The following is a 17,411-nucleotide window of genomic DNA, read 5'->3' on the forward strand; positions in this document are numbered from 1 at the left end:
CCATCGTCTCGGCGTACCGGGGCGTTTCGTGCGTACCAGGTCGTTTCTTCTGACCAGGTACGCCCGATTCCGCCAGGTGCCGCGCGGGTTGCAGGGGGGCTCAGGCCTCCGGCGACTGCTCCGTCGCAGGGGCGTCGAGGACGGCGGTCGCACCGGTGGCGACGGTGGTGTCGGCCGGACGACGGTTGGTGCGGGTGCGGTGGGAGCTGAGCTCGTCAGTCTGACTGGTCATGCGGGAGTCCTGGGGGGATGGGATGGTCGTCGGTGGGAGGCCGACGCCGATACGGTACCGCTTCGTCAGGACAAAGCGACAATCCCCCGTGGGGGTGTCATGAGCAGGTGCTCAGCGGCACCCGGTCAGTGGAACCACTCCTGCGCCCGGATGTCCCGCAGCGCCTGCCGTCGGACCTCGGGATCGAGCGTCATCACGTAGACGGTGCCGTCGAGGTGGTCGACCTCGTGCTGCAGTGCCTCGGCCATCAGCCCGGTGCCCTCGAGCACCACCTCGGCGCCGTCGACGTCGACGCCGCGGACCTTGGCGTAGGGGTGTCGTCTCGTCGGGTAGCCGAGGCCAGGGACGGACAGACACCCCTCCTCCATGAGTTCCGGCTCCCCCGAGACCTCGACGATCTCCGGGTTCAGGACGTAGCCGACCTCGCCGTCGACGTTGTAGGAGAAGGCGCGCAAGGCCACACCGATCTGCGGCGCGGCCACGCCGGCGCGGCCGGGCTCCTTGACGGTGTCGATCAGGTCCTGCACGAGGTCGCGGACCCCGCTCGACCCGAGTGCGGCCGGAGTGATCGGGTCGGCGGACGAACGGAGGACGGGGTCGCCGAACAGGCGGATGGGACGGACGGTCAATTTACTGCAGCACCACCAGGAGGTCGCCGGCGTCCACCTGCTGGGTCACCGGGATCGCGAGACGGCCGACGGTGCCCGCCACGGGCGCCGTGATGGCCGCTTCCATCTTCATCGCCTCGATGCTCGCCACGGCCGCTCCGGCCTCGACGACGTCACCGACGGCGACCTTGAGCGTCACCACACCGGAGAACGGTGCAGCGACGTGCTTCGGGTCGGACTTGTCGGCCTGCTCGGCGACCTTCGTCTCGACCTCGATCGACCGGTCACGGACCGAGACCGGGCGGAGCTGCCCGTTCATCGTCGCCATGACCGTGCGGATGCCCTTGTCGTCGACCTCGCCGATCGCCTCGAGCCCGACGAACAGGTTGACGCCCTTGCCGAGCGGCACGACGTGCTCCTGCCCGGGACGCAGCCCGTACAGGTAGTCGACGGTCGGCACCACGGACAGGTCGCCGTACTGGTCGCGGACCCGCTCGAACTGCGCCGTGGGCTGCGGGAACAGCAGTCGGTTCAGCGCCTGCTGACGCTCGGGCCCCGGGGTGTCGAGGTGCGCGCGCTCGGCGTCCGGCACCGAGGTGATCTCGAGGCGGACGTCGCGGCCCGCCAGGACCTTCGTCCGGAACGGCTCCGGCCACCCACCGGGCAGATCGCCGAGCTCGCCGGCCATGAACCCGACCACGGAGTCCGGGATGTCGTACTTGTCCGGGTTCTGCTCGAAGTCGGCGGGGTCGGCGTCCACCGCGGCGAGCTGCAGCGCGAGGTCGCCGACCACCTTCGACGACGGTGTCACCTTGGTCGGGCGTCCGAGGATCCGGTTCGCCTCGGCGTACCAGTCCTCGACCTGCTCGAACCGGTCGCCCAGGCCGAGCGCGATCGCCTGCTGGCGGAGGTTCGACAGCTGACCGCCGGGGATCTCGTGCTTGTAGACACGACCCGTCGGCCCGGGCAACCCGGACTCGAACGGGGCGTAGGCCCGACGGACCGCCTCCCAGTACGGCTCGAGGTCGCCGACCGCGTCGAGGGACAGGCCGGTGTCGCGCTCGGTGTGCGCCAGGGCGGCGACCAGGGCGGACATGCTCGGCTGACTGGTCGTACCGGCCATCGGCGCCGAGGCGACGTCCACCGCGTCCGCGCCGGCACGCGCGGCGGCGAGGAGTGTCGCGAGCTGACCGCCGGCGGTGTCGTGCGTGTGCACGTGCACCGGCTGGTCGAAGCGCTCGCGCAGCGCGCCGACGAGCTTCTCGGCGGCGCCGGCGCGGAGCAGGCCGGCCATGTCCTTAATCCCGATGACGTGCGCGCCGGCCACGACCATCTGCTCCGCGAGGCGGAGGTAGTAGTCCAACGTGTACAGGTCCTCGGCAGGATCGAGGAGGTCGGCGGTGTAGCAGAGCGCCGCTTCGGCGACGGCCGTGCCGGTCGCGAGCACCGCCTCCAGGGCCGGTCGCAACTGGCTGACGTCGTTGAGCGCGTCGAACACGCGGAAGACGTCGACGCCCGTGGCGGCGGCCTCGGCGACGAAGGCGTCCGTCACCTCGGTCGGGTACGGGGTGTAGCCGACCGTGTTGCGGCCGCGCAGCAGCATCTGGATCGGGATGTTCGGCATCGCCTCGCGCAGCGAGGCCAACCGCTCCCACGGGTCCTCGCCGAGGAACCGGAGGGCGACGTCGTACGTCGCCCCGCCCCAGGCCTCGACGCTGAGCAGCTGCGGCGTGAGCCGCGCGACGTACGGCGCGACCGCGACGAGGTCCTTCGTGCGGACGCGCGTCGCGAGCAGCGACTGGTGTGCGTCGCGCATCGTCGTCTCCGTCACCGCGAGCCGGGTCTGGGCGCGGAGTGCCCTCGCCCACTCGGCAGGGCCGCTCGCCAGCAGCAGGTCGCGCTGGCCCTCGGGCACCGGGGCGCTGAGGTCGAGGGCGGGGAGCTTCGCGCTCGGTTCGGTGACCAGCGGCGACCGCTCGCCGTTCGGCTTGTTCACCGTGACGTCGGCCAGCCAGTTCAGGACCTTGGTGCCGCGGTCCTTCGACACGTGGCCGCTGAACAGCTGCGGGCGCTCCTCGATGAACTTCGTCGAGACGTCGCCTCGGGCGAAGTCCGGGTCCTCGAGCACGGCCTGCAGGAAGGGGATGTTCGTGCTGACGCCGCGGATCCGGAACTCGGCGAGGGCGCGCTTCGCACGGGCGACCGCCGTCGGGAAGTCGCGTCCGCGGCACGTCATCTTGGCGAGCATCGAGTCGAAGTGCGGGCTGATCTGCGCACCGGTGGCGACCGTGCCGCCGTCCAGTCGGACGCCGGCGCCGCCGGGGCTGCGGTAGGTGGTGATGCGGCCGGTGTCCGGGCGGAAGCCCTGCGTCGGGTCCTCGGTCGTGATGCGGGTCTGCAGCGCGGCCCCGTGCACGGCGACCGTGTCCTGGGACAGGCCGAGATCGGCGAGCGACTCGCCCGAGGCGATCCGCATCTGCGACTGCACGAGGTCGACGTCGGTCACCTCTTCGGTGACGGTGTGCTCGACCTGGATGCGCGGGTTCATCTCGATGAAGACGTGCTGTCCCTCGCGCTCGCCTTCGGTGTCCAGCAGGAACTCGACGGTGCCGGCGTTGACGTACCCGATCGACCGGGCGAAGGCCACGGCGTCACGGTGCAGCGCCCGCGCGACCGCGGGGTCGAGGTTCGGCGCCGGAGCGATCTCGACGACCTTCTGGTTGCGACGCTGCACGGAGCAGTCCCGCTCGAACAGGTGGATCGTGCCCGCCTCGGTGCCCGTCGCGTCGGCGAGGATCTGCACCTCGATGTGCCGGGGCCGGATCACCGCCTGCTCGAGGAACATCGTCGGGTCGCCGAACGCACTGTCGGCCTCGCGCATCGCCGCTTCGAGCGCCGCACGAAGCTCGGGCTTCGTCTCGACCCGGCGCATGCCGCGACCGCCACCACCGGCGACGGCCTTGGCGAACACCGGGAACCCGATGGCGTCGGCGCCGGCGAGGAGCTCCTCGATGTCACGACTCGCCGGGGTGCTCGCGAGCACCGGGACACCGGCCGCGATCGCGTGCTCCTTCGCGGTCACCTTGTTGCCGGCCATCTCGAGCACGTGCTCGCCCGGGCCGATGAACGTGATCCCCGCTGCGGCGGCCGCGGCGGCGAGCTCCGGGTTCTCGGACAGGAATCCGTACCCCGGGTAGATCGCGTCAGCCCCCGACTCGCGCGCCACGCGGATGATCTCGGAGACGTCCAGGTACGCCCGGACCGGGTGGCCCCGCTCACCGATCAGGTAGGCCTCGTCGGCCTTCAGACGGTGCAGGGAGTTCCGGTCTTCGTACGGGTAGACGGCGACGGTGCGCGCCCCCAGTTCGTACGCGGCACGGAACGCACGGATGGCGATCTCACCACGGTTCGCCACGAGGATCTTGCTGAACACGACGTCCCTTTCAGCCCGGGTTGAGGTGAGACAACCCTAGTGGCGGTAACGTTGCTGATCGTGCATGTACTCAGCGTGAGCTCCCTCAAGGGTGGTGTCGGCAAGACGACGGTGACGCTCGGCCTGACTTCGGCCGCCTTCGCCAAGGGACTGCGCACGCTGGTGGTGGATCTCGACCCGCAGTCCGACGTCTCCACGGGCCTCGACATCAACCTCGCCGGACACCTCAACGTGGCCGACGTCCTCGAGAACCCGAAGGAGAAGATCGTCCGTCAGGCGATCGCCCCCTCGGGCTGGACGAAGGGATCGCAGGGCAAGATCGACGTGATGGTCGGGTCACCCTCCGCGATCAACTTCGACGGTCCGCACCCGTCGATCCGCGACATCTGGAAGCTCGAAGAGGCGCTGGCCAACGTCGAGCAGGACTACGAGCTCGTCCTCATCGACTGCGCGCCGTCGCTGAACGCCCTCACGCGCACCGCGTGGGCAGCGTCCGACCGCGTCACCGTCGTCACCGAGCCCGGCCTGTTCTCCGTCGCCGCCGCCGACCGTGCGCTCCGGGCCATCGAGGAGATCCGCCGCGGTCTCTCCCCCCGCCTGCAGCCGCTCGGCATCATCGTGAACCGCGCCCGCGTGCAGTCGCTCGAGCACCAGTTCCGCATCAAGGAGCTCCGCGACATGTTCGGCCCGCTCGTGCTGTCGCCGCAGCTGCCCGAGCGCACCTCGCTGCAGCAGGCGCAGGGTGCCGCGAAGCCCCTGCACGTCTGGCCCGGCGAGTCCGCGCAGGAGATGGCGCGCAACTTCGACCAGCTGCTCGAGCGCATCATGCGCACCGGCAAGATCGGTCCGTACGCCGACGGTGCGGGTGCGGCCGGCGCGTAGTCGGTAGGTCGTTCGGCGTCGGGGTCGTTCGGCGCAGGCGTTGCGACGCGCCGGGGTCGTTCGGTGCCGTGTGTGCGACGCGCCGCTCGCGTTCGCCGAGGTTCCAGGACATGCCGCTCAGGTTCGCCGAGGTTCCACTCCCGAGCCCCGAGCGCGCCGAGGTTCCAAGATCTCGGAACCTCGCGGGCGCACGGATCGGGACACCCGTCCGAGTGTCGCGCCCGAGTGTTGCGTCTGCTGACGTCACGCGGTCGGTCGCTCGCGGGCGCGAGGTTCCAGGACATGCCGCTCAGGTTCGCCGAGGTTCCACTCCCGAGCCCTGAGCACGCCGAGGTTCCGAGATTTCGGAACCTCGAGGGCAGGCGTCGGGGCGGGCGCGGACCCGGGGTCAGGACGCGCGGGAAGCGCGACGAGCGGCGAGCTCGTCGGAGGGGTCGGCCGCCGCGGTGGCGTCGAGCTCGACCAGGGAGGTCTCGACCTCGCGCAGGACCTTGCCGACGGCGATGCCGAAGACACCCTGGCCGCGGGACACCAGGTCGATGACCTCGTCGTCGGAGGTGCACAGGTACACCGAGGCGCCGTCGGACATCAGGGTCGTCTGGGCGAGGTCGGACACGCCCGACTCGCGGAGCTGGTTCACGGCGGTGCGGATCTGCTGCAGCGAGATGCCGGTGTCGAGCAGGCGCTTCACGAGCTTGAGCACGAGGATGTCGCGGAAACCGTAGAGACGCTGCGACCCGGAGCCGGCAGCACCGCGGATGGTGGGCTGCACGAGTTCGGTGCGGGCCCAGTAGTCGAGCTGACGGTACGAGATGCCGGCTGCACGAGCGGCGACGGTGCCGCGGTACCCGTTCTGCTCGTCGTGTTCGGGGAGGCCGTCGGTGAAGAGCAGCCCGAGGTCGTACCGCGTCGTGTCCGACTCGGTGCCTGGGGTGTCGTTCCCACTCATGCGCTTGCCTTCCACGACGATCGAGCTCCCACCCGAAGGTTCAACGACGGGTTGAGAGTTGTTCCGAGGTCAACGGTAGCGACTCCGACCGCTCCCGCGCGGGACATCCGACTCGGCGCGTCCGGCGTGTCGAGGATACGCCCCACCCACTGACGCACAAGCCCCCGCGGAGCACCGGAACGGATCATGCGTCGAGACGACCGATCGCCGCGCGGATGAGGCTCGAGCGGATGACCTCGAGCTGGACGGCGATCTCGCGTGCCAGTTCGGTGGCCTTCGCCCGCGACGTGGCGTCGCCCCGGCGGGACACTGGCATGAGCGCGGATTCGATGAGCCCGACCTCGCGCTCGGCGGTGCTGCGGAGCGTGCGCAGGTGGCGCGGCTCGATGCCGGTCCGCTGCAGCTCGACGAGCGCCTTGAGGACGGACACGCTGTCCTCGCCGTAGGTCTCGGTGGCGGGGAGCAACGAGGCGGAGACCGCGTCCGCCAGGAGCATCGGGGACGCGCCGGCCGCGCGCGCGGTCTCGTCGCGGGTGTACCGACGTTCGCGCCCGAGGATCGAAGGGCGAGGGGCGTCCCCACCACCGGGCAGGACCGGCTCGCGCCCCGCGTCGAGGTCGGCGAGGTAGTCCTTGATGACCTTGAGCGGCAGGTAGTGGTCGCGCTGCAGGCCGAGGATCACCCGGAGGCGGTCGACGTCGGCCGCCGAGAACTTGCGGTACCCGCTGGCCGTGCGGATCGGCGTGACGAGCTCACGCTCTTCGAGGAAGCGCAGCTTGGAGCTCGACAGGTCCGCGAACTCGGGCTTGAGGCGAGCGAGGACCTGCCCGATCGTGAGCAGGTCCGGTGCCGCTGACCCCGCCCGGGCCGCAGCGGACCGTGCGGCCACTACGCGTTCGCCAGGCGCGCCAGGTCGACCCGGGACGCGTAGAACGTCAGACGGAACTTGCCGACCTGGACCTCGGCCCCGTCGGTGAGCGGCGCTTCGTCGATGCGTGCACCGTCGAAGTACGTGCCGTTCAGCGAGCCGTTGTCCTTGACCGTGAAGGCCGTGCCCTGCCGCAGGAACTGCGCGTGCTTGCGGGACACCGTGACGTCGTCGAGGAAGATGTCGGCGTCGGGGTGTCGACCGGCCGTCGTGACGTCGGAGTCGAGGAGGAACCGCGCACCCACGTTCGGACCGCGGCGCACGACGAGCAGCGCCGATCCGGACGGTAGGGCGTTGACCGCCTCGCGCTCTTCGGCTGAGACACCGGACTCGGCGGTGAGCGCCGCGCCCATGTCCATGCTGAAGGTCAGCGTGGTGTCGACCAGCCGCTGCTCCGGGGTCTTCTGACCGTCGGGCTGCGGGACCACTGGATCTGGCATCGGTGGACCTCCTCCTCTTGGCCCACCAGCGTATCGGAAAGGAGGGCTCCAGCGGCAGCCCCGAACTGGGCCTGTGGACGATCGTCCGCGGTGCGCGAACGCGCGGTCCGGGTTCAGCGACCGCGCGCGAGCAACCAGAGCAGGTACGGGGCGCCGACGACGCCCGTGACGACACCGACGGGCAGGGCGTTGCCGGGGATCGCGAACTGGGCGATGAGGTCGCTGCCGAGCGTGATCGCCGCCCCCACCGCGGCGGCCGGCCCGAGGGCGACGCGGCCGCCCCCGACGAGGCGACGGGCGATCGGCGCCGCCATCAGCGCGACGAACGACACCGGCCCCGCCGTGGCCACCGCGGCGGCGGTCAGGCACACCGCGGTGAGGAGCAGCAGCACCTTCGCGCGGTCCGGCCGGAGCCCGAGGGCCGCCGCGACCTCGTCGCCGAGCGTCAGGACGGTCAGGCGCGACGACTGCAGCAGGGCGAGCAGGAACAACACGACGAACGCGACAGCGAGCACCCCGAGCAGGTTCCGGTCGACGGCGTTCAGGCTCCCGGACAGCCAGAGCAGCGCGGTGCCGGCCTGGGTGACGGTACCGCTGGTGAGCATCCACCCCGTGATGCTCAAGCAGATCGCCGCGACGCCGATCCCGACGAGCACGACCCGGTTGCCGGTGATCCCCCGGCGCCAGGCCAGACCGGCGATCACGACCGAGACGACGACCGCGCCGACCAGCACGACCGAGAACAGGGTGCCGCCGGAGGCCCCGAACAGCACGATCGCGGTGAGACCCGCCGCACTGGCACCCGAGGTGATGCCGATGACGTCCGGGCTCGCGATCGGGTTGCGGACCACGCTCTGCACGATGGCGCCGGCGACTCCCAGGCTCGCGCCGACCAGCACCGCACCGAGCACCCGCGGACCGCGCAGCTGCCCGATGACGAAGTCCGAGATGCGGTCGCCCTGACCGAACAGCGCGCCGGCCACCTGCGCCGGGGTGAGCGGGATCGAACCGACACCGAGTCCGACGAGCACCAGCGCGACGAGCACGACGACGACGGCCGCCAGGACCACGAGCTCGCGCCGGACACCGACGAGCGCGCCCCGAATGGACGTCGACACCGTCACAGGCCCCGCACCGCCCTCGACCGCACGAGCGCGATGAACACCGGCGCACCGATGAGCGCCGTGACGATGCCCACCTGCAGCTCGCCCGGGTACGCCACGACGCGCCCGATGACGTCGGCCACCAGCAACAGCGCCGGGGCGACGATCGCGGAGAGCAGGATCGTCCACCGGTGGTCGGGGCCGCTCAGGCGACGGACGGCGTGCGGCACGGCGAGCCCGACGAACGCGACCGGCCCGGCTGCGGCCACCGCGGACCCGGCGAGCAGCACCGTCACGAGTCCGCCGACGGCCCGCACGAGCACCACGCGCTGTCCGAGCGACGCCGCGAGCTCGTCGCCGAGGGCGAGGGTGTTGAGCGACCGTCCGAGGCCGAACGCGATCACGAGACCGATCAGCACGGGGGCCGTGATGATGCCCGCGGTGCCGAGGTCCTTGCCGGCGAGTGCGCCGACCTGCCAGAACCGCAGCTGGTCGAGCAGACTCGCGTTCGTCACGAGCACCGCGGTCGTGATCGACGACAGCGCGGCGGCGACCACGGCGCCGGACAGCGCGAGGCCGACCGGTGACAGCCCGCGGCGGGCGACGGCGGCGATCCCGTAGACGAGCAGTGCCGCGAGGGCAGCACCGACGAACGCGAACGGCAGGTAGGCGGCCGTGCCGCTCACCCCGAAGAGCGCGATGCCGGCGACCACGGCGAGGGCCGCCCCGGAGTTGATGCCGAGGACGCTCGGGTCGGCGAGCGGGTTGCGGGTCACCCCCTGCATCACCGCGCCGGCGACACCGAGGGCCGCACCGGCGAGGAGCCCGACGACGGTGCGCGGGACGCGGTTGCCGAGCACGATGAGCCCGACCTCGTCGTTGCGCCCCGGGTGCAGGACGGTGTCGAGCACGGTGCCGAGCGGGATCGGCCGGGATCCGTAGGCGATCGACAGCGCGCACGCCACGGCGAGGACGACGACGGCCAGCACGGTCGCCCCGACCAGGCGGGAGACGGAGGCGGGCGCCGGAGGCGCGGACGTGGAGGAGCGCATGGGGAGTAAGGCAACCCTAACGGACGCCCACGCGACCGACCGGGCAGCACACTCGGCGTCCCCCGAGCAAGCCCGGAGCATCCGCTGGGCCCGTTCATAGGCTCGTCATCGGATCGCCGCCTGTACTGGTCTCCATCGACACCCGCCCGGGTCGTCGAGGGACGACCGGAGAGCACCGATGAACGAGACCCCGAACCCCGCCGCCGACGCCGACCGCGAGCACGACGAGCAGGGCAGCGCCCGGACCGACGGCGCGGAGCAGCAGCGGCAGCAGCAGGCGTACGGGATGCGCTGGGAGGCACCGCACGCCGACCCCGCCACCCTCCGTCCGGCCTACGCCTTCGACGGCTCCGGCCCGTACCTGTACGGCCCGGACGGCTCCGGCCCGTACGCCTACTCCCCCGACGGCCGCGGCCCGTACCTGATCGGCAGCCCGGCGCTCACCGGCACCCACCACGCCTGGGCGCACACCGCGGCGACGGCGAACCACCCGGGTGCGGTCACGAAGCGCCCACGGCGCCTCGGGCTGATGATCGGCTCCGGGATCGCGGCACTCGCCATCGTGGGCGCCGCCGGCGGCACCGCACTGGGTCTGTCCTCGCAGAGCACGACGACCACGTCGAGCCAGTCGCAGGGCACCACGACGCTGCCCGACAGCGGGTCCGGTACCGGCGGTACCGGCAGCAGCGACGGGACGAACGGCTTCACGGTGCCCGGCGACGGCACCGGGAGCGACAGCGGCACCGGGACCGGGACCGGGACCGGGACCGGGACGACCCAGTCCACCGCCACCGCAGCGACGGCCGCCCAGAAGAAGGGGGTCGTGACGATCAACACCGTCCTGAACTACGACGAGTCCTCGCAGGCTGCTGGCACCGGCATGATCCTCAGCGCGAACGGCACGGTCCTGACGAACAACCACGTCATCCAGGGCGCCACGAGCATCACCGTCACCGACGAGACCACGGGCAAGGAGTACAAGGCCGACGTGGTGGGCACCGACGCCACCAACGACGTCGCCGTCCTGAAGCTCGAGAACGCGTCCGGCCTGTCCACCGTCACGCTCGACGACGACGGCGAGCCGAGCACCGGCGACACCGTCACCGACGTCGGCAACGCGGAGGGCACGGGCAACCTCGTCGCCGCCGAGGGCACCGTCACGGCCACCGACCAGGACATCCAGGTGCAGAGCGAGTCCGGCACCGGCACCGAGTCGCTGTCCGGTCTGATCGAGATCGCGGCGGACATCGTCTCCGGCGACTCCGGCGGCCCCGTCGTCGACAGCGAGGGCGAGGTCGTCGGCATGGCGACCGCGGCGTCCTCGGGCACCGCGGACGTCACCGGGTACGCCATCCCGATCACCACCGCGAAGGCGATCGCCGAGAAGATCCTGGACGGGGAGTCGTCGAGCACGATCACCATCGGCCTGCCCGCGTTCCTCGGGGTCCAGGTCAGCAGCACCGCGGGCACCACGAGCGGTGTGGCCGTCGCCGGCACGGTCGAGGGTTCCGGAGCCGCGAGCGCCGGCCTGGCCGAGGGCGACACGATCACGAGCCTGGGCGGGACCACGGTCACGACCTCGGACGAGCTCACCGCCGCCGTGCAGTCGCACTCCGTCGGTGACAAGGTCGTGGTCGGCTACACCGACAGCACCGGCGCCGCCAAGACCGTCACCGTCACCCTGACCGCCGGCCCGGCCGCCTAAGCGGAAGGAAGCAGCGCCCGCACCACCGACCGGTACACGTTGGCCGGGGAGTCCGTCTGGAAGACGGTCTCCCCGGCCTCCGTCTTGCCCACCCGGGCGAAGCCGATCCCCTCGGCGCGCACGATCGTCACGGGCTTCGGCTTGCCCGGCCGCCGCAGGTACGACACCGTCCACGGCGCCGCCCAGAAGCGCGCGAGCCGCGGGTCCGCCTCGACGAGTGCCTCCGGCAGGTCCGGTGCGTCGGAGCCGCCGGCCAGCCGGCGGCCGAGCAGGTGCCCTGGCAGCGACCCCGTGCGGAACGGGAAGGTCCACGTCGGACCGATGCCGAGCCTCCCGGCCGTCAGCGCGACCGCGCGGTCCGGCGTGACGGACGCGACCACCGCGCCCGCCTCGGCGGTCCCGTCCACGACGGTCTGCGACCAGGCCTGGAGGCGCGACTCGCCACCGTCGGGCAGGTGCTGTTCCAGCGTGACCGGCTGGGCATCGCCCTGCCACGGTTCGAGCAGCGTCTGCGTCGACTCCGGCAGCGTGCCGAGCCGGCCGACGAAGCCCGCCTCGATGAGTTCGCGGCCCGCCGCGGTGCGGAGGAGCGTCGGGTTCCAGCGGCGTCCGGCGAGGCTCTTGAGCGTGCCGACCGCGTCGGCGCTCAGGCGGGGGCCGTCGAGCTCCGGGCCGGGCACCGGGGCGGGCAGCGGTTCGAGGTCGCGCTCGGGGCGGACCGGGGACGGCTCGGTCGCGCGGACACTGTCGAGGACGGCGAACACGAGTTCGTCGGTCTCGAGCAGTCGGGCCAGGGGCCGTTCGATCGTCAGGTCGACGCGGTGCCGGCCGGTGACGAAGAGCAGGTGTGCGCCGGCGACGTCGCCGTGTTCGTCGGGACGGACGTACTCGACCAGGCGTGCTGGAGCACCGGCGGCGGTCCAGGTGTCGCAGCCGACGAGCAGCAGGCCCTCGACGGAGCCGGGCAGTCTCGCGAGGAGCCCCGTGTTCTCGTCGCCGATCGCACGGTCGCTGGGGCGGGATCGGACGGTGAGGACGATGTCGTCGCCGGTGACGCGCAGGTCCGCCTGGGCTGAGTCCTCGCGGCGCCACTGGTCGGGGCGGCGGAGGGTGAGGCGGGCGGTGCGGTCCTCGGTGCCGAGCGGGACGGGGACTGCCATGGCACGAGGCTACGTCGGGTGCGGGGCGCGGAGGGGTGCGGCTCGCCGTGTGGGCGCGGCGACGCGAAACGTGCACGGTGCGTCTGCCGCCAACCGGTGCGAGGTTGGCGGCTCCGTGCAGCGCAGCAAGCTCGCACCGAGCAACCTCGCTCGCACGGCCTGACGAACCCTGCACCGTGCGAGCGCGACCAACGGCGCACGAACCTCGCACGGTGCGAGGTCAGCGGCGGGGCGCGCGCGGGGCCGGGGGCGGTGGGACGGGCTTCGCGGCGACGACCTCGGCGAGCCGGACCTCGACCAGGCCGCGGCGGGTGGCGATCGTCACGGTGTCGGGGGTGCGGGCGACGAGGTCCCCGAGGGCGTCCTGTGCACCGTCGCCGTGGTGCGCCCGGACGACGAGCCGGTCCCCGATCGCGGCGGCGTGCAGCACGCCGAGCGCTCGGGCCCGCGCGATCGCCGCCTGCTCCCCGGTGCTCACCCGCCCAGCGTAGGGGCCGCCTAGAGTGAGGGGATGGCCAAGGCTCGCGTGGACAGCTGGATCTGGGCGGTGCGGATCATGAAGACCCGCTCCGCCGCGACCGCCGCGTGCAAGGCCGGGCACGTCCGGGTGAACGGCGAGCGCGCGAAGCCCGCGCAGCCGATCGGCCCCGGCGACGAGGTCCGGGTGCGGCAGAACGGCTTCGACCGGATCGTCATCGTCACGGGCATCATCCTGAAGCGGACGAGTGCGCCCGAGGCCGCGAAGCACTTCGAGGACAAGACCCCACCGCGGCTGTCCAAGGAAGAGGCCGGGTTCGTCCCGATGCGTGACCGCGGTGCCGGACGCCCGAGCAAGCGGGAGCGCCGAGACCTCGAGAAGCTCCGCGGCTACTGACGCCGAGCACCGAGGCGCGCCGACCGCCGACGCCCGCCGGGAATCAGACGAAGCGGACGGTCTGCTGCAGGCGGTCGCGGATCTCGAACACGTCGACCGATCCGGGCGGGGACCACACGCCGTTCAGGACCTGCCCGAGCGCACTGCGACGGACGACGAGCGCGGTCGGCTTCTTCGGGGAGCCGACGAGCTGCACGTCGACCTCGACGGCGGAGTCCGGCACGACGAGCAAGCGGCCGGTGAACCGCACCCGGGTCTGCTTCTGCACGGCACGGGCGGCGCGGACGAGCTCCTTGACCGGTCGTTCCCCCGGCGCCAGGGTCTCGCCGACGATGTCGCCGTGCTCGACCCGCACCGGGGCGCCCCAGTCGATCGACTCGACGGCCCAGAGTCCGCTCGGGGTCAGGACGGCGTGGTCGAGCTTGCCCTCGGCGCCGGCGTCCAGGTCGTGCCACACCGTCACGCCGATGCCCATGTCCGAGACGATCGAGGCGGTGGCCTCCTCGGCGAGTGCTTCGCCGAGCAGCCGCCGGATGTGCCGGGGCGCCGACCGGATGAGGGTGGGGTCGTAGGGGTCCTCGATGGGGTCGCCGAGTCCGACCCACTCGCGTTCCGCCTGCAGGAAGACCTCGCGGGAGCGTCCGCCGGGGTGTCCGTGGGACCGCGCGCGGGGGCGGGTGTCGCGACGGGCTGACGGAGGTGCGTAGGCGTCGCGACCGGAGTCGGGCCTCCCGGTCGACGAACCGGACGCACCCGACGCACCGGACGCACCGGACGTGCTGAACGGCCCGGTACCGCTGCTGCCGAACGAGCCGCGGGAGCCGGCGTCGTAGGCGCGGCGCGCAGCGGGCGTGCCGATGCGTTCCCAGGCGAGCTGGACGCGCCGGAAGTGCTGCGCGTCACCGCCGAGGTCGGGGTGGGATTCGCGGGCAGCGCGCCGGTAGGCGCGGCGGAGCGCGTCGTCGTCGGCGGTCGAGGGGACGCCGAGGACTTCGTACGGGGTGGCGTCGGCCGGGCTGTCGGTCATGGCCCTGCGACATTACCCGAGGCAGGGTACGAGTCCGCCGCGTGGTTGCTGGGGACGGTCTGGAGGAACGGATGGACTCGACCTGACCGGCTGCGGTCAGCGGCTGGTCGCCTCCACGACCCCGAACGCGACAGGCGCATCGAGGAACCGCGCGTACCGTGCGGCGGCCGCCTCGAGCGCGCGCACCGCAGCGGTGTCGAGTGCCGCGAAGGGCGTGACGGTGACGAGGGCCCCGCCGGCGCGCTCGGTCCGCTTCCAGGTGCCGACGACCCGACCGCGGACGACGGCCATGGGCAGGAACATGCCGTTGGCCCCCGGCACCACCCGGTCGGCGTGTGCGGGGTCGAGCTGGGCGGAGCGGTCGGCGTACCCGAGCAGGTACTCGTCGAACCCGGGCAGCAGGTGCCCGGTGGGTGTCCCGCCGGTGGTGGGACGGTCGGCCAGCGCGAGGAGTCCGTCGCCGAGGTCCTCGACGGCGTCGCCGGCTACGGCTCGGGCACGGCGGAGGTCGCCGAGCGGGAGCTTCGTCCAGCTGGCGGCGTCGGTCTCGGTGGCGGGACCCCGGCCGCGCAGGTAGCCGACGAGGACGCGGCGGAGTGCTTCGTCGCGGTCGGGGACCTCGGCGGCCGCCGGTGCCCACTCGTCGAGGAGCACGAGTCCCTGGCCGACGCGGGCGGTGGGTCCCCAGGCGACGAGTCCCTCCTGCGAGAGCTGCAGCAGCAGGTGGTAGCCGCGGCCGGCGGCGGGGTCGATGCCGGCGGCGCGGTACTCCTCGAAGAGTTCGTCGCGGACGAGGGCACGACCGCCGGAGAGTGCGGCGACGGTGGTGTCCCGCGCTCGGTCGAGCAGGGGCCGGTCGATGCCGAGTTCGGTGGCGCGTCGGACGATGCTCCGCAGGGTCCGTTCGGCGGTCAGGGAGAGCAGGAGTCGCAGGTCGTCGGGGCGCACGGCGTGCAGGGTGCCCCGCATCGGCCAGGAGCGGACGAGTGCACCGCGGTCGAAGGCGGCGCGGACGTCGTCGCGGGTCGCTCCAGGTGCGCGGACCCCGATGGCCCAGAGCGCCTGGCCGAGGTCCTGCCCCTGCACGGCGGTCATCCGCTCGACGGCGGCGGTGGGGTCGAGCCCGGGGACCGCGATCCCCTGCGCGGCGAGCCGCAGCGTGCGGAGCTGCGCAGGGGTCGGGGTCACGCGACGGCGGCGGCGATGGCGTCGGCGTGCTGCTCGAGGTAGGCGACGTCGGCCCGGTACAGGTCGGCGTGCCCGTGTGCCAGGTCGCTGACGAACTTCGGGTTGCCCGCGGCGGCCTCGGTCTCCATGGTGGTGACCATCGCGACGAGTGACGCGGTCATCGTCTCGGCGAGGACGCTGCGGGAGCGGGCGTCGAGGTCGTAGGCGCGGCAGAACTCCGCGGCACGGGCGAGCCGGTCCTCGAGGGCGGGGGCGGTCATGCCCTCGACGGCCCCGGTCGTGAACGGGGCGAACCGGTACACGGCACTCGCGACGTCCCAGACGCGGGGCCCGGGGTGTGCGGTGTCGAAGTCGATGAGCCCCACAGCCTGGATGCCGTCGTAGACGCAGTTGTACGGGGCGAAGTCGCCGTGCACGATCGTCTCGACGGGTGTGCGCTCAGCCTGGGACCAGCAGTCCCGCGATGCGTCGAACGGATAGGTGGCTGCGGCGTCGTGGAACTGCCGGAGCAGCCGGGCGCTCGTGACGAGGGCGGCTTCGCTCGCGACGTCCTCGGTCCACGGGTACTCCCCCGCGACCCCGGGGACGAACGACACCGTCTCGAGGGTGTCGCCGTGCTCGATCGGCTCCGGTGCCGCGACGAACCCCTGTTCGTGCAGGTGTGCGAGCAGCCGGTGGACGGTCGGTGTCCACGGCCCGGCCGGGCGGTGGACCCGGTCGTCGGCCCTGGTGATCCGCTCCATGGAGAACCTCCTGTGTGTGCGTCTCCGTTGACGTCCGGCCAGCGTACCGACGAGTGGGTCCGCTCGTGACACAGCGGTGTGAACAACACGTCACGGCGAGTGACACGGCGCGCCGGGTCACCCCGCCCCGCTAGGACTGGTCGCGCAGCCAGGACGGTCCGTGCACGACGGCGCCGATCGTCTCGACGCGGGCTCGGAGCTCGCGGTCGGCGGTGACGACCACGACGGGGCCGTCCCCCGCGTCCATCGCGGACTGCGCAGCCGACACGATCGCGTCGTCGCCGGAGCCCGGAGCCTGCACGACCTCGACCGGTCCGGACCCGTCGGTCCCGTCCGCCGAAGCACCACGGGCTGCACCCTCGAGCACCACCGTCCACCGCGGCCACCACCGGGCGAACGGCAACGCGAGCAGGTCGGCCGGCACCCCGGACGCGGCGAGCGCCGTCACCGACGACAGCAGGCGCGCAGCGGCGCCCGCGCGGTCCTTCCACCACCCGTCGGGCACGCTGCCGACGACGTTCGCGGCGTCGACGACGATGTGCGGCGTGGTGGTGATGGACGCACGGAGGGCCGGCCACGACTTGCCGAACCCGGGGTGCAGCGGGAGGTCGTCGACGTCGTCGACGGGGATCCAGGAGAGCGCGATGCTCTCGCGGTCCGCGATGACCGGTTCGAAGGGCCGGGAGGCGCGCCCCACGACGGTCGTGTAGGTCCAGAACCCCAGGTCGAGCAGTGCGGTGTGGCGCAGGTCGACGCCGTCGTGCGGCACCCCGGCTTCCTCCGCGGACTCGCGGAGTGCGCCGGTGACGGCGTCCTCGCCCTGGTGTCGTGCACCGCCCGGGATGCCCCAGGTGCCGCCGTGGTGGCTCCACTCGACGCGGTGCTGCAGGAGCACGCGTCCGGCGCCGTCGTCGACGAGCAGTCCGGCGGCGCCGAAGAGTCCCCAGGCCTTGGTGCCGTCGGGGCCGACCGCCCAGGCGTCGCCGGGGTCGCGGGGGCCCGGGGGCGGTCCGGGAGGCGTGGTGTCTGGCACCCGTCAACCCTGTCACACGGGGCCGGACATGTGACCGGAGACGGCGGCGGTAGC

Annotated in this window: 17 protein-coding genes; 3 read left to right on the top strand and 14 right to left on the bottom strand. The window is 72.6% G+C overall.

Features of this window, described 5'->3' with window-relative positions:
• Positions 1 to 100 precede the first annotated feature (100 nt).
• The 3 genes from EDF63_RS18970 to EDF63_RS10630 form a co-directional block, all read right to left on the bottom strand.
• On the bottom strand, positions 101 to 232 hold the full coding sequence (locus EDF63_RS18970; protein ID WP_260233057.1) for a hypothetical protein: 132 nt from the start codon (positions 230 to 232) through the stop codon (positions 101 to 103).
• A 125-nt stretch (positions 233 to 357) separates the two neighbouring features.
• Positions 358 to 861 carry a peptide deformylase gene (locus EDF63_RS10625; protein WP_123312965.1) on the bottom strand — a complete coding sequence of 168 codons (504 nt, stop codon included), beginning with the start codon at positions 859 to 861 and terminating at the stop codon, positions 358 to 360.
• Between the two features lies 1 nt (position 862).
• A complete protein-coding gene (locus EDF63_RS10630; RefSeq protein WP_123312966.1) occupies positions 863 to 4,273 on the bottom strand; it encodes a pyruvate carboxylase in 3,411 nt (1,136 codons plus the stop codon).
• Positions 4,274 to 4,333: 60 nt separating this feature from the next.
• On the opposite strand from EDF63_RS10630, the gene EDF63_RS10635 reads away from it, so the two are divergent.
• Entirely contained in the window at positions 4,334 to 5,155 is an 822-nt protein-coding gene (locus EDF63_RS10635; RefSeq protein WP_111085803.1) for a ParA family protein, read from the top strand.
• A gap of 388 nt (positions 5,156 to 5,543) precedes the next feature.
• Here EDF63_RS10635 and EDF63_RS10640 read toward each other — a convergent pair whose 3' ends face one another.
• From EDF63_RS10640 to EDF63_RS10660, 5 genes are all read right to left on the bottom strand, one after another.
• Positions 5,544 to 6,104 carry a MerR family transcriptional regulator gene (locus EDF63_RS10640; RefSeq protein ID WP_123312967.1) on the bottom strand — a complete coding sequence of 187 codons (561 nt, stop codon included), beginning with the start codon at positions 6,102 to 6,104 and terminating at the stop codon, positions 5,544 to 5,546.
• A gap of 184 nt (positions 6,105 to 6,288) precedes the next feature.
• Positions 6,289 to 6,993 (bottom strand): MerR family transcriptional regulator, encoded by a 705-nt coding sequence (locus EDF63_RS10645; RefSeq protein ID WP_123312968.1) that lies wholly within the window; start codon positions 6,991 to 6,993, stop codon positions 6,289 to 6,291.
• Positions 6,993 to 7,472 (bottom strand): FHA domain-containing protein, encoded by a 480-nt coding sequence (locus tag EDF63_RS10650; protein WP_111085805.1) that lies wholly within the window; start codon positions 7,470 to 7,472, stop codon positions 6,993 to 6,995. Before EDF63_RS10650 ends, EDF63_RS10645 begins: the two co-directional genes overlap by 1 nt.
• Positions 7,473 to 7,585: 113 nt before the next feature.
• Positions 7,586 to 8,590, bottom strand: coding sequence for an iron chelate uptake ABC transporter family permease subunit (locus tag EDF63_RS10655; RefSeq protein WP_260233058.1), 1,005 nt, complete (start codon positions 8,588 to 8,590; stop codon positions 7,586 to 7,588).
• A 2-nt stretch (positions 8,591 to 8,592) separates the two neighbouring features.
• Positions 8,593 to 9,627, bottom strand: coding sequence for an iron ABC transporter permease (locus tag EDF63_RS10660; protein WP_123312969.1), 1,035 nt, complete (start codon positions 9,625 to 9,627; stop codon positions 8,593 to 8,595).
• A gap of 178 nt (positions 9,628 to 9,805) precedes the next feature.
• On the opposite strand from EDF63_RS10660, the gene EDF63_RS10665 reads away from it, so the two are divergent.
• Positions 9,806 to 11,332, top strand: coding sequence for a S1C family serine protease (locus EDF63_RS10665; RefSeq protein ID WP_260233059.1), 1,527 nt, complete (start codon positions 9,806 to 9,808; stop codon positions 11,330 to 11,332).
• Here EDF63_RS10665 and EDF63_RS10670 read toward each other — a convergent pair.
• Both EDF63_RS10670 and EDF63_RS10675 read right to left on the bottom strand, forming a co-directional pair.
• The gene (locus EDF63_RS10670; protein WP_123312970.1) at positions 11,329 to 12,492 is read right to left on the bottom strand and encodes a hypothetical protein; all 1,164 of its coding nucleotides are present in this window, start codon (positions 12,490 to 12,492) and stop codon (positions 11,329 to 11,331) included. The genes EDF63_RS10665 and EDF63_RS10670 overlap by 4 nt on opposite strands.
• A gap of 220 nt (positions 12,493 to 12,712) precedes the next feature.
• On the bottom strand, positions 12,713 to 12,970 hold the full coding sequence (locus EDF63_RS10675; protein WP_260233060.1) for a hypothetical protein: 258 nt from the start codon (positions 12,968 to 12,970) through the stop codon (positions 12,713 to 12,715).
• A 33-nt stretch (positions 12,971 to 13,003) separates the two neighbouring features.
• Here EDF63_RS10675 and EDF63_RS10680 point away from each other — a divergent pair, with 33 nt between their 5' ends.
• Positions 13,004 to 13,366 carry an RNA-binding S4 domain-containing protein gene (locus tag EDF63_RS10680; protein ID WP_123312971.1) on the top strand — a complete coding sequence of 121 codons (363 nt, stop codon included), beginning with the start codon at positions 13,004 to 13,006 and terminating at the stop codon, positions 13,364 to 13,366.
• A gap of 43 nt (positions 13,367 to 13,409) precedes the next feature.
• Here EDF63_RS10680 and EDF63_RS10685 read toward each other — a convergent pair whose 3' ends face one another.
• From EDF63_RS10685 to EDF63_RS10700, 4 genes are all read right to left on the bottom strand, one after another.
• Entirely contained in the window at positions 13,410 to 14,393 is a 984-nt protein-coding gene (locus tag EDF63_RS10685; RefSeq protein ID WP_123312972.1) for a DnaJ domain-containing protein, read from the bottom strand.
• 96 nt (positions 14,394 to 14,489) lie between these two features.
• A complete protein-coding gene (locus tag EDF63_RS10690) occupies positions 14,490 to 15,581 on the bottom strand; it encodes a winged helix DNA-binding domain-containing protein (RefSeq protein ID WP_123312973.1) in 1,092 nt (363 codons plus the stop codon).
• Entirely contained in the window at positions 15,578 to 16,324 is a 747-nt protein-coding gene (locus EDF63_RS10695) for a phosphotransferase enzyme family protein (RefSeq protein ID WP_123312974.1), read from the bottom strand. Before EDF63_RS10695 ends, EDF63_RS10690 begins: the two co-directional genes overlap by 4 nt.
• Before the next feature lie 130 nt (positions 16,325 to 16,454).
• Complete coding sequence (locus EDF63_RS10700) at positions 16,455 to 17,357, bottom strand: NUDIX domain-containing protein (RefSeq protein WP_123312975.1); 903 nt, start codon at positions 17,355 to 17,357, stop codon at positions 16,455 to 16,457.
• Positions 17,358 to 17,411 lie beyond the last annotated feature (54 nt).

This window comes from Curtobacterium sp. JUb34 (genome assembly GCF_003755065.1).
Taxonomy (GTDB): Bacteria; Actinomycetota; Actinomycetes; order Actinomycetales; family Microbacteriaceae; genus Curtobacterium.